General features: G+C 32.2%; 14 protein-coding genes, 4 tRNA genes and 1 other annotated feature. Of the genes, 3 read left to right on the forward strand and 15 right to left on the reverse strand.

Annotation, left to right across the window (positions count from 1 at the left end; all coding sequences use genetic code 11):
• Positions 1–95: 95 nt before the first annotated feature.
• From ACI313_RS06805 to ACI313_RS06830, 6 genes are all read right to left on the reverse strand, one after another.
• A tRNA-Gly gene (locus tag ACI313_RS06805) sits at positions 96–169 on the reverse strand.
• Between the two features lie 4 nt (positions 170–173).
• Positions 174–249 (reverse strand) — tRNA-Asp (locus ACI313_RS06810).
• Between the two features lie 33 nt (positions 250–282).
• A tRNA-Asp gene (locus tag ACI313_RS06815) sits at positions 283–358 on the reverse strand.
• An 18-nt stretch (positions 359–376) separates the two neighbouring features.
• Positions 377–467 (reverse strand) — tRNA-Ser (locus tag ACI313_RS06820).
• A 324-nt stretch (positions 468–791) separates the two neighbouring features.
• Complete coding sequence (rpmF, locus tag ACI313_RS06825) at positions 792–962, reverse strand: 50S ribosomal protein L32 (protein WP_154459682.1); 171 nt, start codon at positions 960–962, stop codon at positions 792–794.
• A gap of 12 nt (positions 963–974) precedes the next feature.
• On the reverse strand, positions 975–1,496 hold the full coding sequence (locus tag ACI313_RS06830) for a YceD family protein (RefSeq protein ID WP_320607998.1): 522 nt from the start codon (positions 1,494–1,496) through the stop codon (positions 975–977).
• Between the two features lie 164 nt (positions 1,497–1,660).
• On the opposite strand from ACI313_RS06830, the gene ACI313_RS06835 reads away from it, so the two are divergent.
• Positions 1,661–2,665, forward strand: a complete 1,005-nt coding sequence (locus ACI313_RS06835; protein WP_320607999.1) for a nucleotidyltransferase family protein — start codon at positions 1,661–1,663, stop codon at positions 2,663–2,665.
• Positions 2,649–3,188 (forward strand): YdcF family protein, encoded by a 540-nt coding sequence (locus ACI313_RS06840; RefSeq protein ID WP_439755603.1) that lies wholly within the window; start codon positions 2,649–2,651, stop codon positions 3,186–3,188. The genes ACI313_RS06835 and ACI313_RS06840 overlap by 17 nt, the downstream gene beginning before the upstream one ends.
• Here ACI313_RS06840 and ACI313_RS06845 read toward each other — a convergent pair.
• The 4 genes from ACI313_RS06845 to ACI313_RS06860 all read right to left on the reverse strand — a co-directional run bounded on the left by ACI313_RS06845 (position 3,185) and on the right by ACI313_RS06860 (position 7,215).
• Entirely contained in the window at positions 3,185–4,105 is a 921-nt protein-coding gene (locus tag ACI313_RS06845; RefSeq protein WP_320608001.1) for a nucleotidyltransferase family protein, read from the reverse strand. The two genes, ACI313_RS06840 and ACI313_RS06845, sit on opposite strands and share 4 nt — an antisense overlap.
• A 38-nt stretch (positions 4,106–4,143) precedes the next feature.
• Positions 4,144–5,484 (reverse strand): MATE family efflux transporter, encoded by a 1,341-nt coding sequence (locus ACI313_RS06850; RefSeq protein ID WP_439755604.1) that lies wholly within the window; start codon positions 5,482–5,484, stop codon positions 4,144–4,146.
• A 74-nt stretch (positions 5,485–5,558) separates the two neighbouring features.
• Positions 5,559–6,659, reverse strand: a complete 1,101-nt coding sequence (gene metK, locus ACI313_RS06855; protein WP_320608003.1) for a methionine adenosyltransferase — start codon at positions 6,657–6,659, stop codon at positions 5,559–5,561.
• A gap of 259 nt (positions 6,660–6,918) precedes the next feature.
• Positions 6,919–7,215 carry a hypothetical protein gene (locus ACI313_RS06860; RefSeq protein WP_320608004.1) on the reverse strand — a complete coding sequence of 99 codons (297 nt, stop codon included), beginning with the start codon at positions 7,213–7,215 and terminating at the stop codon, positions 6,919–6,921.
• A 131-nt stretch (positions 7,216–7,346) separates the two neighbouring features.
• Here ACI313_RS06860 and ACI313_RS06865 point away from each other — a divergent pair, with 131 nt between their 5' ends.
• Positions 7,347–8,237, forward strand: coding sequence for an NlpC/P60 family protein (locus ACI313_RS06865; RefSeq protein ID WP_439755605.1), 891 nt, complete (start codon positions 7,347–7,349; stop codon positions 8,235–8,237).
• Positions 8,238–8,253: 16 nt separating this feature from the next.
• Here ACI313_RS06865 and ACI313_RS06870 read toward each other — a convergent pair whose 3' ends face one another.
• The 5 genes from ACI313_RS06870 to atpD form a co-directional block, all read right to left on the reverse strand.
• On the reverse strand, positions 8,254–8,451 hold the full coding sequence (locus tag ACI313_RS06870) for a hypothetical protein (RefSeq protein ID WP_320608006.1): 198 nt from the start codon (positions 8,449–8,451) through the stop codon (positions 8,254–8,256).
• Positions 8,452–8,454: 3 nt separating this feature from the next.
• Positions 8,455–10,371 carry a methionine--tRNA ligase gene (metG, locus tag ACI313_RS06875; RefSeq protein ID WP_439755606.1) on the reverse strand — a complete coding sequence of 639 codons (1,917 nt, stop codon included), beginning with the start codon at positions 10,369–10,371 and terminating at the stop codon, positions 8,455–8,457.
• A gap of 30 nt (positions 10,372–10,401) precedes the next feature.
• Positions 10,402–10,606 (reverse strand) — a binding site (T-box leader).
• A gap of 32 nt (positions 10,607–10,638) precedes the next feature.
• Positions 10,639–12,129, reverse strand: coding sequence for a PHP domain-containing protein (locus ACI313_RS06880; RefSeq protein ID WP_439755607.1), 1,491 nt, complete (start codon positions 12,127–12,129; stop codon positions 10,639–10,641).
• Positions 12,130–12,219: 90 nt separating this feature from the next.
• Positions 12,220–12,615, reverse strand: a complete 396-nt coding sequence (atpC, locus tag ACI313_RS06885) for an ATP synthase F1 subunit epsilon (RefSeq protein WP_320608009.1) — start codon at positions 12,613–12,615, stop codon at positions 12,220–12,222.
• A complete protein-coding gene (atpD, locus tag ACI313_RS06890; protein ID WP_320608010.1) occupies positions 12,615–14,021 on the reverse strand; it encodes a F0F1 ATP synthase subunit beta in 1,407 nt (468 codons plus the stop codon). The genes atpC and atpD overlap by 1 nt, the downstream gene beginning before the upstream one ends.
• Between the last annotated feature and the right edge of the window lie 10 nt (positions 14,022–14,031).

The raw sequence follows: 14,031 nt of genomic DNA on the forward strand, positions 1-14,031 counted from the left end.
AGATTGCATTTTAAATAGAAAATAAAAAAAATGCAAGCAATACTACTTGCATAAAAATAAAAAAAACTAATTCATATGAATTAGTTGATATCATGTGGAGCAGGTGATGAGAATCGAACTCACGTAGTCAGCTTGGAAGGCTGAAGTTCTACCATTGAACTACACCTGCAAAATGGCGGTCCAGATGGGACTCGAACCCACGATCTTCTCCGTGACAGGGAGACATGTTAACCACTACACCACTGGACCAAACTATTCAATTGTAATCTTTAATAAAATTAATGGCGGTCCAGATGGGACTCGAACCCACGATCTTCTCCGTGACAGGGAGACATGTTAACCACTACACCACTGGACCATTAAATTTTATAAAAGATGGCGGAGAAGGAGAGATTTGAACTCTCGCGCCAGTTTCCCGACCTATACCCTTAGCAGGGGCACCTCTTCAACCACTTGAGTACTTCTCCAAGTTATTCAGATCGGAACGCTACTCTTTAGCGCCCATTTATATTACCACGCGTTTATACCATTTGCAAGCATTTTTTTTAAAAAAATTATATTTTTTTTGAAACATTAAATTTTACTAGTTTGTTCCTATTAAAAAACAGATTTTATCTTTTATTAATAGTCTCAATATTTATCTTATATCCGCTATTAATTGTTATATTTCAATATTTTAAATGATATTTACACCAATGACTTTTGTAAAATACTTTTTATCATTCATATAAAACATCACACTACAATAACCATGTTATAAAAAAAAAGCAGGATAACCTACTTTTCAAAAACTATTTCGCAATAATTTGTTTGCCGTTGTATTCACCACAAGCACACATTTTGTGAGCAAGTTTATATTCACCACAGTTAGGGCAACGTGTTAACGCTGGTTTACTTAATTTGTAGTGAGTTCTACGTTTAGCTTTACGTGTTTTTGATCCTCTTCTTTGTTGAACAGCCATTGCTTGCACCTCCTAGTTGTCTTCATCTTCATCCAGTTTGAATTCATTTAACTTTTCCCATCGTGGATCTATGGCAGGCTTTGCTTCATCCTGATCCGATATCAATTGCCATCCATCTCCTTTAGGGTATTCACTTCTTGGAAGTCGTGTAATACTCATTGGCGCTTCATATAAAATTGCCTGAAATATTTCCGGATTAATATCAATTGTATCTTTTTTTACCACGATAATGTCTTCGTTGCATTCCTCTTGACTAACTGGAACAAACGAATACGTTTCCTGCGACTTCGTGTCAAATGCCACATCCAGGTCTTCATCCGTTATGGAATCCAAAACAATCATAGTTCCTTCTAATTCCAAATCAGAGAATACCAATGTGGATCCATCAAACTGTAAAGTACCAGTAACGTGTACCTCTGGTATGGACTTGACTTGAGTATGATGAAGGAGATCGTTTTCCTCAATCGCAATCCACTCATCCACTTCAATTGTATGATCTTGTGCGTTTAGAAAATCTTTTTTAGTGTATTTCACGATCCTCACCTCATGTCGCATTGAATATTATAAACAAACTAAAAGTTAAAGTCAATATTAATTTCCTCTAGTTTCTTTAAATATTCGCATAAAATTTTGGTTTTATAACCATAAATTATTTTATCGAAATTTCAATTTATTTGTCAATATGATAAAATCATTTTATGAAATCTTGTGGAATTATTGCTGAATACAATCCTTTTCATAAAGGACATGAATATCACTTGCAACAAGCACGCTTAAAAACCAATTGCGATTGCCTGATTGTTATTGTTTCAAGTTATTTTAGTCAACGTGGATTACCTAGTTACTTAACGCGAAGTGATAAGACAAAACTTTCTTTAGAACATGGTGCAAACATCGTACTTGAATTACCTGCTTGTTTTAGTTGTCAAAGTGCAGATTATTTTGCTAAATATGCGATTCAATCTTTATCTACACTTGATATTGATTATCTTTGCTTTGGTTCGGAAACAAACGATATCAATTATCTTCGTTCATTGTCTTTTTTAAATGAAATCGATGCATCTAAAAACATTAATCAAAATCAGAATATATCTCTTCAACCAAATGATATATTAGGATATCAATACATTAAATATTGTGATAAATACGATATTGAACCTGTCTCTATTCAAAGAAACAACAACTTTAAAAGTGCCACTCAGACACGAAAAGATGCATTTCATTTTGAACAAGACTATCAATCGTATTTTCATTTGGAACAAAATTGGAATTCATATTATCCTTATTTACGATTATTTCTACAATTAACCGATGCATCTACACTTGCTTCTTTTTTTCTAGTAAACGAAGGCATTGAGTATCGTTTAAAAAGTGCCAGCAAGCAATGTGAAACATGGGATAATTTTTTAAATCAGTGCATTTCCAAAACGTATACGAAAGCTCGTATTCAACGAACTTGTATGATGATTTTACTTCAAATCAAAAAAGATGAAATGATGGACTCTTTTTTTGGTTGTCGTGTATTAGGATTTGATTCTATAGGACAACAATATTTAAAGGAACACAAAAATAATCGTATTTATACTAAATTTAAGGATCTTCCTTCTTTTTTACAAGAAGTAGAACTTAAATCACAGGCTTTATATCAGAATTTTACGTCTATCGATGATAACAAGGTGATTCGTTATGATTCTATTGATTAGTGTCTTTATTATATTATTTATTGTATATACCATTTATTTTCCGCCTGTTCCAAAACCAAAAAAACAATATGATTATGCCATTGTTTTAGGATGTCCATGTCATAGTGATGGTAGCTTATGTTCTTCTCAAATTAAGCGATGTAACTTAGCTATTGAATGTTTTAAGAAAGGATATTATAAGACATTAGTTATTTCTGGTGGTGCTAATCGAAATTCCTATGTTGAAGCTATTGAAATGAATAAATACATTCAAGATAGAATTCAGATTCCTACTTTACTAGAAACAAAATCCATTAACACCTTTGAAAACATGGAATTCACTTATAACATGGTTAAAGATACATCTGTTTTAATCATCACAAGTCAAACACATATTCGTCGTGCATGTGTAATTGCGAAAAATTATTTTTCGGATTATGCGGGAATATATTATTCTGAACATCGTTTAAAACATGTTTTACGTGAATTCTTTGCGCGTTGGATTCATATTTTCACAGATATAAAAAAGAGACTAATTTCTTAGTCCCATAGTTTTTCTGGATAAACACCTTTTTCGATTAACTGTGCAAATTCATTTTGTACACGTTGTTTATCTTCCATATAAGTAATACCAAACCAGCTGTCATTTGTTTTTAATACTTTGACACTGGCTTTATTTTTTTCTAATAATTGACCTACAATTTCTGGAAGTAAATATTCTTTAGTTTGTGGATCAAAGTTATTTAAATTATTTAAGAATTCAATAAAACTTTCTTGTAGATAATCAATAAAATCAGGATATCCAGCCCACATATTCATGGAAGTAAAATGATCTTTAGTAATCCAATTTTGAACACTTTCATTATCACATACAATCTTTCCATGTTCATTTTCTTGAATTCCTCTTGTTTCATATATATCTGTTAAATTCAAATCCTCATCAACAACACAAATTCCTCTTGTTACAGTTCCATTTTTACTTAATGTGTTTTTTAAAATAAATCCTGCCATAGCCATATTAAAATGATCTGGACTTGATGAATGTGAAATTAAATATTCATGTAATTGTACAAACGCTTCTTTTCCATAATAATCATCCGCATTAATAATCACAAATGGTTCTTTCACTATTCCTTTACAACAAAGGATTGCTTGTCCTGTTCCCCATGGTTTTTTTCTTCCTTCTGGAACACTATATCCTTCAGGTAAATCATTTAAATCTTGATATACATATCCAACTTGTATATGTTGAGAAATACGATTTCCAATTTTTTCTTTAAATTCTTGTTCAATATCTTTTCGAATAATAAAGACAACTTTATTAAATCCAGCTTGGATGGCATCATAAATAGAATAATCAATAATTAACTCTTTATTTTTTCCCATTTCCGTTAATTGCTTGATTCCACCACCAAAACGAGATCCAATTCCTGCTGCCATAATAATTAATGTTGTATTCATATATAAACCCCTTTACCTATTAAGTATAACATACTTTTTTATTTATTCATTTCAACTAATTTTTTTGAATACAAATAATAATAGATTGTTAATATAAATGCATTAATTACCCAAGTAATTGGCCATCCTAGAAATACCACCACTAATTCATGAACAATATGAGTGGCTACATATAAATAAATTTGCCTTAAAAGCACAAAACATAAAATCATAGTCAACATAGGAACTTTCGATTGTCCAACGCCTCTTAAAGCTCCTGCTGTCACATGACAAATAGTCAACATAATATAGAAAGGCGCAAAAACTGAAATCATTGTTACACCGGCTTTAATCGCATCAACATCATGGGTAAAGATTTCTACTAGCGATTGGGCATTGGTATACATCACAATGGATCCAAATATAATAATGGAACAACACATTAATAAAGTGACATACAAACCTTTTCTGACACGATCAAAGCGATGGGCTCCGTAGTTTTGTCCAACAAAAGTTGTGATAGACATCGAAAAACTTTGAATAGGAAGTTGTAGGAAGCCATCTAATTTCATAGTTGTACTATATCCAGCTACCGCTGCAGCTCCAAAAGAAGAAATATATGATTGTACAATTACATTGGAAAAAGAGACAATACTATTTTGAATCGCAGCTGGAAAACCGATTGAAATAATGCGTGAGAGCATACTTGAATTAAATTTTATTTTCTTTAGTTCTACTTTATATATTTGTTTCGTCGTACATAATTGAATCATAACCAATACACTTGAAACAAATTGAGCAATCGTTGTGGCAATGGCAACTCCGGCAACTCCTAGATTTAAATACAACACAAAAATCAAATCTAAAATAATATTCACAACAGACGAAATAGCCAAATAAATCAAAGGATTTTTAGAATCTCCTAATGCTCGTAAAATTCCAGAGGCCATATTATAAATCAACATAAAAGATACACCCGCAAAATAAATTTGTAGATATGTTGTAGCTAAAGGTAATATTTCTTTAGGAGACCCAATCATCACTAAAATAGGATGCGCCATCATAATTCCTATAAACGTAAATAAGATACACAATACAATAGTAAGTGCCAAAGAAGTATGGATAGCTTCTTTCATTTCTTCATATTGTTTAGAGCCAAAATATTGACTAATCACAACACCTGCACCTGTTGCCAAACCGCTAAACAATCCAACTAACATATTAATAATAGAAGTAGATTGTCCTACGGCTGCTAGGGCATGAGATGATATATAGTTTCCTACTACATACGAATCCACGGTGTTATATAATTGTTGAAATAAATTTCCAATCAACAAAGGAATGGAAAACAATAAAATTGCTTTCCATATTTTACCATTTAATAAATCTGTATTCTTCATATTCTCTCCGTTTTTTGTTTTAGTATAGTCTTGTTTACTATAAAAATCAAAAAAAGAACGATTAACTCGTTCTCTTATTTCATTTCAATGATTTTTTCCCAAGTGAATTGTGGATCTCCAAAGTGTCCATAACAAGAAGTTTTTTCATAAATTGGTTTTTTCAAATCTAATTCACGAATGATGTTTCCAACTTCGAAGTTAAAGTTTCTTTTGATGATTTCTAATAATTCTTCATCACTTTGTTTACCTGTTCCAAATGTATCTACACATAAAGAAACTGGATGTGATTTTCCAATCGCATAAGCAGCTTGTACTTCACAACGGCTTGCTAAATGGTTGGCAACAACGTTTTTAGCTACATAACGGCAATAGTAAGCAGCTGAACGGTCTACTTTACTTGGGTCTTTACTAGAGAAGCATCCTCCTCCAATGCGTCCCATTCCACCGTATGTATCGCATACAATTTTTCTTCCTGTTGTTCCTGAATCTCCAAATGAACCACCTACTACAAAGCTTCCAGATGGGTTGATTAAGAATTTTGTATTTTCATCAATTAAGTGTTCATCAATAACTGGTTTAATGACTTCGTTCATAATGATTTCTTTTAATTGTTCTTGAGTAATATCTGCACTATGTTGTGTTGATACAACAATTGTATCAATACGAGAAACTTTATGGTCTTTATATTCAACAGATACTTGTGTTTTTCCATCTGGTTTAATATATGGATTTCCCGCTTTACGAACACGAGTCAATTGTAGTGCTAATTGATGTGCATAATAAATTGGAGCTGGTAATAATTCTTTAGTTTCATCACAAGCATATCCAAACATAATACCTTGATCTCCAGCACCAACTTCATTGTTTTCTTGGTGTGTTACAGCTGTATTAATTTCTTGTGATTGTTTATTAACTTTTGTCAATACTGTATAGTCTTCTGTATATCCAATTTTTTTAATTGTATCTTTAGCAATTTGTTCGTAATCAATAACAGCTTTTGTATTTGCTTCACCATAAATCAATACAAAATCATCTTTGATTGTAGCTTCAACTGCCATTTTACTTTCTGGGTCTTGAGCTAAAGCTGCATCTAAAATAGAATCAGCAATTTTGTCACATACTTTATCTGGATGTCCTTCTGTAATACTTTCACTCGTAAAAATAAAATCTTTCATATTAACCCTCCTTATTTACGATAAACAATAAAAAAACGTGCGATAAGAAGCACGTAAATCGCATATGTCTTCTTATCTATGTTAGTTGAACCACCTTAACTACTTTTTTTGTACTCAGGTTGGTGTGAAGTCATTGAGCTAACCCTCTACTTCATCTCTTGATAATGCTTCTCTATTATAGCAATTAATTTTTATATTTCAACTATAAAAAAAAGGATTTTATACAAATCAATTTTATTGTCCAAAAAAATCAATTTCTTTATTTGGAATTAATTTTTGCTTTCATTTGTCTAAATTCATCTAAGTCTAAAGTACTGGAAATCCATACAATCCATAATAAAAATTCTAGAATCAAAAAATTCATTTTATTTGAAATTTTAAAACTAAATAAAAATGGTATTGTAACAATCATAGCTATCAAAACTAAAATGAGTTTTTTGACTAAAGAAGGAATCAATTTCATAAAAACGTCTTCTACTTCTTGGTAGGTAATATTTTGTTTATTGGGACAAGAATCATAGAATCCTTGGCTAAAATTTTTGATAAAGTCTTTCATATGTATACTATACCATTTTTTTGGTAATGTGTGAAATTATGGTAAAATTTGACATTTTCTTAAGAATTTGTTAAGGTTTCAGTGTTGTGTGCTCAAATTATAGACAATTTGCACATGCAAGGAGGTAAAATATGAACAAAAAATTCATAGCAGCGCAAATCGCGTTATGTAATTCTCTACTAGTATTTACTTGTCCAATACATGCCAACGATGTTACACCTATAACACACAAACGACAAGAAACTATGATGTCTGTTGTTGATGAGAATTTTTCTCAAGATTTAAGTGATCTTGAATATATCAAAACAGATGAAAATGTACATTACTTTGAAAATAATATTTATTCCGTTAAAGTAAATGAAAAAGAAGATCAAACATACTCAGCTACAATTTATGTAAAAAGTATCAGCCCTTTCTTAGCAAAATTAGGTTTTCCTGCTTATTCATTGGGATCCATTGAATTTGATGAAACAGTTTTTGATACCCAAGCGCCTGTAATCGAAGTTGAAGATGAAATTGTTACTGAATTGGCTCAAGAGATCAATTTTGATGAAATGATTTCAGTAACTGATAATGTGGATACAAAATTATCTTATACAATTGATACAGAAGTTGATTATTCTAAAGAAGGTTCTTATCCTTGTATCATTTCTTGTACAGATACTGCGGGAAATGAAACAAAAAAAGAAATTACGATTAAAGTAAAAGACGAAGCTTTTTATCAAAGAATTGCGGATGCAGCTTTAGCTCAACTTGGTGTATATCAAGATTGTACAATGTTGGTCACAAATTCTTTAAAAGCTGTTGGTATTAATTTCCATGGCGCTCCATATGCTTATTCAACATTAGGAGAATGGACAGACAATCCTGTTCCAGGCGATATTTGTATTTATCAAGGGCATGTTGCTTTATATATCGGAAATGGACAAGCGGTTCATGGTGGATGGCTTGGTAATCAAACAGTAATAAGCACAGTTGCTTGTACAAATCCATTTATTGGTTATATTCATGTTAATCATTAAAATAAAAAAGGGTGATTCATTCATTTGAATCATCCTTTTCTATTTTATTAAATAACTTTTTAAAGAATAATAGTCTGAAAAGCCCATAAAGAAAGATACAAGCTCCAATCACGATGCAAGGTGTATTTTTCTCAATGAGACCAAATACACCAATCACAACGCCTAAACCAGCTAATTGAAGCTGGTTTTTAAATAACTTTTGTTTTTCGTTCATTTCCTAACAAACTTTTGATCCATTTTTCATTTCTTTTTCTGGTGAAACTACACATAAACTCTTCTTACCACCATCAGCACTTAAAATCATACCATTTGATTCTAAGCCACGAATCGTAGTTGGTTCTAAGTTAGTTACAGCCACAACTTGTTTTCCAACCATTTCTTCTGGTTTATAGAATTTGGCAATTCCACTGATAATTTGTCTTGTTTCGTCTCCAAAATCAATTTGGAATACCAATAGACGATCTGCTTTAGGATGTTTTTCACATTTTAAGACAGTTCCTACTTTTAATTCCACTTTCGAAAAATCATCAATAGAGATTTTTGGTTCTTCTTTTTTAGGTTGTTCCTTTTGTTTATTGAACTCTTCCATGAATTTTTTCTCATCAATACGAGCAAACAATGGTTTAGGACTTTCACATACTTTACCATTTACTTCTAATTGACCAAATGTTTCAACTGTATCAAAATCACGGGCTTGAGTACCAATCATATCTAAGATTTTATCCGCTGTTTCTGGTAAGAAACTATGAAGTAATACAGCACAAATACGAATGGATTCTAATAAATTATATAAAACAGTTGCTAAACGATCTTTCTTATCTTCATCTTTTGCAAGCGCCCATGGCGTAGTTTCATCAATGTATTTATTTGTTCTTCTTAATACTGCAAAAATTTCATCTAGGGCATCTCCTACTCTGAATTCATCCATTTTCTTAGTGACTTTAGCTAAAGCACTTGTTGCCATTTCTTTTAATTCATCATCAACGCTTTCACATACATTTGGATTTGTGATGACACCATCAAAATATTTATTTGACATTGAAATTGTACGTTGAACTAAGTTTCCTAAGATATTAGCTAAATCCGAGTTAATACGTTCGATAACTAATTCCCATGTAATTGTTCCATCTTGTGCATATGGCATTTCATGTAAACAATAATAACGAACTGCATCTACACCAAAGTGTTCTACTAAATCTTCTGCATAAATTACATTTCCCTTTGATTTAGACATTTTGCCGTCACCAATCAATAACCAAGGATGCGCAAATACTTTTTCAGGAAGTGGTTCTCCAAGTGCCATTAAGATAATAGGCCAAATAATCGTATGGAAACGTAAAATATCTTTTCCAATAATATGAGTTCCTGGCCAATATTTTTTATACATTTCCGAACTATTACCTTCTGCATCATATCCAAGTGAAGTGATATAGTTTGATAAAGCATCAATCCATACATAAACAACATGTTTATCATCAAAATCAACTGGTACACCCCAAGTAAATGAAGTACGAGAAACGCATAAATCTTGTAGTCCTGGTTTAATAAAGTTGTTAATCATTTCATTTTTTCTTGATTCTGGTTGAATAAAATCAGGGTGTTCATCAATATATTGCATTAAACGATCTGCATATTTTTGCATATTAAAGAAATAAGCTTCTTCTTTAGCTGGTTTAACAGGGCGTCCACAATCTGGACAACATCCATCTACTAATTGTGATTCTGTCCAGAAACTTTCACAAGGTGTACAATACATTCCTTCGTAATATCCTTTATAGATATCCCCTTGGTCATATAATTTTTTGAAAATCTTTTGTACTTGTTTTTCGTGTTGTTCATCTGTTGTACGAATGAAATAATCATAGCTTACATTCATTAAATCCCAGTTTGATTTAATTTTGGCAGCAGCATCATCAACATATTCTTTAGGTGTAATTCCTGCAGCTTTTGCTTTTTCTTCAATTTTTATTCCATGTTCATCTGTTCCTGTTTGAAAGAAAACATCATATCCTTGGGCTCTTTTAAATCTAGCAATTGCATCGGATAAAATAATTTCATATGTATTTCCAATATGAGGTCGCCCTGAAGCATAGGCAATTGCGGTTGTTAAATAATAAGGTCCTTTATTTTCCATTTTTTTCCTCCTAAAATAAAAAAACTTTCATCCAAGGACGAAAGTTCGCGGTACCACCTTAGTTCACATACACTCAGTGTATGCCTCAATCTGTTAACGCCAGCAACGTCTTTTTCTAATTATTCGAAAAAGAAGCTCAAAGTCCATATTCTTACTTCCTTTGATACGAATTTTCACCACACATTCGCTCTCTACAATCAAACAGAAATAATACTCTTCTTATCTTCGCTTTAGTATTATACGATAAATTCAAATCTTGTTTCAACCTTAATTTGCTTGATTTGTCAATATTCTTACTAATTGAAGTCCTTTTTCAGGACAATGTGTTTGTCCTAAATGACGATCTTGTTTTGTTGGTCCATGATAATCTGAACCACAAGAAATCAATAATTTATTATTCATCGCAATCTTCAATAACGATGAAATTGTTTCTTCTTGAACACATGGTGAGAAACATTCAATTCCATCAATTCCTTTGTCAACAATCTTTTGAATTGTTTCATCATCAATATAATCCATATGCCAACTAGCTAAAACACAAATACCACCGGAAATATGAATCGCTTTGATTACATCTTCTAAACGTGGATAATTTCCTTTAACGTAACAAGGACCACCTTTTCCAAAGATATGGAATTTAAATTGTTTCATAGCTTCATTTATATTATCAGTTGAATCAATGTATTTTTTCACAAATGAAAGTGAACGCACACGTTCATTATTGAATACCATATTTGTTATATCTGTAGCCGTAATGGTTTGGAAACGACTTGTTTCCATTAATGAATTAACATCAATCGATACCCCTGAATATTCTTCAAATTTTTTGACACGAAGAAGTGAATTTTCTTTTTCACGTTTTAAAGAAGCTCTTTCTAAGGCATCAAAAATTTCATGTTCCCAATCAATGTAATATCCTAATACACGTACTCTTAAATCACCATACTGGGCATCTAATTCCACACCTGGAATATATTGAATTCCATAAAGACTGGCAAATCGTAAAGCAGCCGCATTTTGTCTTGCACAGTTATGATCTGTAATTGAAATGGTTTCTAATCCTAATTCTTTTGCTTGTTTGAAAATTTCCTCAACATCATAATATCCATCGTCGCTATAATTTGAGCGAATATGAAGATCAATTGGACAAATTTCTTGTTCTTGTTTTGCTTGTTCAAAACAAATATTCACTTCTGGTTCATAGACTAGATGAAGTCCTAAAATAACATCCACAATGGTTTGTTGGTTAGGCATAACTAAAGATACAATTCCATTTAATAACCACCAAGCAACAATACCAGCAGTTTTAAATAAATATCCAAACAACATTAAGGGAATTCCCATTCCAATGGCTTGTCTTAATAAAAGAGGAAGCCCTTCTACAATTTGGTTTTTGCGATTCACAATTCGCATATCCAAGAATTCGCCACCAAATGTAACTCCTTTTGTTTTCGTTGTGAACAATGGTAAAAGAATGACACTAACAACAAATAACAGGGCATACATAATATAAAATAATAAATCAAAGATTCGGGGAGGAATTAATCCTGTTAGAATCAATAAAAATTCTAATACCCATAAATAAACGGGTAATAAACAAATATTTAAATCAATTAAAAACACAAATAAATGGTTTTCGTAATCTTCTTTATTCTTTTTTAATGAAATGGCTTTTTTATATCCGCCTTCTTTATATATTTTGGATTTCTTTTCAAAATAAGCCATTGATAAATCAACAAAACTATAATTTTTTTCCATATTCTTTATCCTTTTCATTTATTATAACAAATAAAATATATTTTCAAAAGGATATAGTCGATATTAAAAAAACTGTTCAAAACGAACAGTTTATTCTTCATATACATGAATACGAATGATTGCTCTTTGTAAAGCCAATTGCGCTCTTTTCATATCTGTATCAGAGTCTTTCTTCTCAATACGTTTACGAGCTCTTTCATACGCTTTTTTAGCTCTTTCAAGATCAATTTCGCCTTTTCCTTCAATCGCATCTGTTAAAAGTAATGCTTCATTGTTTTCAAAGTGAAGAAATCCACCTGACAAGGCATAATGATTTTTTTCACCATTTTCTTCTTCTAATACTAAATCATTAGGAACAATGGAAGCAAAGATAGGAATATGATTTGATAAAATTGTCATTTCCCCTTCTACGCTTTTAATATGAATACTTTTAACATCACGAGTTAAGTAATTTCCTTTTGGTGTTACAATCCTTAAAGAAATCATTATTGATCACCAGCCAACATTTCTGCTTTCTTAACAGCATCTTCAACGGTACCAACCATCATGAAAGCTTGTTCTGGTAAATCATCATAATCCCCTGCCAAAATCTTTTCAAAACTATCGATTGTATCTTCAAGAGGTACATATTTACCTGGAATACCACTGAATACTTCGGCAACATTAAATGGTTGTGACAAGAAGTTACGTACACGTCTTGCACGGTTAACGATTTTCTTATCGTCTTCACTTAATTCATCCATACCTAAAATAGCAATAATATCTTGAAGGTCTTTATATTTTTGAAGTAAATTTTGAACTCCACGGGCAACGTCATAATGTCTTTGTCCTACAACTAATGGATCCAAGATACGTGAACTTGATCCAAGTGGGTCAACAGCTGGGTAAATACCTAACGCTGCAATTTCACGATCCAATACCGTTTTAGCATCTAGATGTGTAAAGGCTGTTGCTGGAGCTGGGTCTGTTAAGTCATCGGCAGGTACATAAATAGCTTGTACAGATGTAATAGAACCATCTTTTGTAGAAGTAATACGTTCTTGTAGTTGTCCCATTTCTGTTGCCAATGTAGGTTGATATCCAACGGCACTAGGCATACGGCCTAAAAGGGCACTTACTTCTGAACCAGCTTGGGTAAAACGGAAAATATTGTCGATGAATAAAAGCACATCTTGGTGTTGTTCATCACGGAAGTTTTCAGCCATTGTAAGACCTGTTAAACCCACACGCATTCTTGCACCTGGTGATTCATTCATTTGTCCATAAACTAATACCGTTTTATCTAATACACCACTGTCTTTCATTTCGTGGTACATATCATTTCCTTCACGAGTTCGTTCTCCTACCCCAACAACAACGGATTTTCCACCGTGTTCTTTGGCAATATTATGAATTAACTCTTGAATCAATACGGTTTTACCAACACCGGCACCACCGAATAAACCGATTTTTCCACCTTTAACATATGGACATAATAAGTCGATAACTTTAATTCCTGTTTCTAGTGGAACACTTTCTGTACTTTGTTCATCAAATTTAGGGGCTTCACGATGAATTGGCATGTATTTAACATCATTCACTTCTCCTAATCCATCGATTGGTCTTCCTAAAACATTGAACATTCTTCCCAAAATGTTATCTCCAACCGGAGCTTGAATAGGAGCTCCTGTATCAATCGCATCCATTCCACGAGTTAAACCATCTGTAGGTCCCATGGCGATACAGCGAACACGGTCAGAACCAATTCCTTGGGCAACTTCCACAATTAATGATTCTTCATTTGGGCGTTTGATTTCAATGGCTGTCAACAAGTCAGGTAGTTTATCTTCGGCAAAAGCGATGTCGACAACAGGTCCAATAACCTGTACTACTTTTCCTATATTTTGACTCATTTTCTTCCTC

Origin of the sequence: Floccifex sp. (assembly GCF_051873495.1) — a bacterium.
Taxonomy (GTDB): Bacteria; Bacillota_I; Bacilli_A; order Erysipelotrichales; family Erysipelotrichaceae; genus Floccifex.

Coding starts and splice junctions, on each gene's coding strand:
- rpmF (WP_154459682.1), bottom strand. CDS start 962: ATGGCTGTTCAACAAAGAAGAGGATCAAAAACACGTAAAGCTAAACGT.
- ACI313_RS06835 (WP_320607999.1), top strand. CDS start 1,661: ATGAAATCTTGTGGAATTATTGCTGAATACAATCCTTTTCATAAAGGA.
- ACI313_RS06840 (WP_439755603.1), top strand. CDS start 2,649: ATGATTCTATTGATTAGTGTCTTTATTATATTATTTATTGTATATACC.
- ACI313_RS06845 (WP_320608001.1), bottom strand. CDS start 4,105: ATGAATACAACATTAATTATTATGGCAGCAGGAATTGGATCTCGTTTT.
- ACI313_RS06850 (WP_439755604.1), bottom strand. CDS start 5,484: ATGAAGAATACAGATTTATTAAATGGTAAAATATGGAAAGCAATTTTA.
- metK (WP_320608003.1), bottom strand. CDS start 6,659: ATGAAAGATTTTATTTTTACGAGTGAAAGTATTACAGAAGGACATCCA.
- ACI313_RS06860 (WP_320608004.1), bottom strand. CDS start 7,215: ATGAAAGACTTTATCAAAAATTTTAGCCAAGGATTCTATGATTCTTGT.
- ACI313_RS06865 (WP_439755605.1), top strand. CDS start 7,347: ATGAACAAAAAATTCATAGCAGCGCAAATCGCGTTATGTAATTCTCTA.
- ACI313_RS06870 (WP_320608006.1), bottom strand. CDS start 8,451: ATGAACGAAAAACAAAAGTTATTTAAAAACCAGCTTCAATTAGCTGGT.
- metG (WP_439755606.1), bottom strand. CDS start 10,371: ATGGAAAATAAAGGACCTTATTATTTAACAACCGCAATTGCCTATGCT.
- ACI313_RS06880 (WP_439755607.1), bottom strand. CDS start 12,129: ATGGAAAAAAATTATAGTTTTGTTGATTTATCAATGGCTTATTTTGAA.
- atpC (WP_320608009.1), bottom strand. CDS start 12,615: ATGATTTCTTTAAGGATTGTAACACCAAAAGGAAATTACTTAACTCGT.
- atpD (WP_320608010.1), bottom strand. CDS start 14,021: ATGAGTCAAAATATAGGAAAAGTAGTACAGGTTATTGGACCTGTTGTC.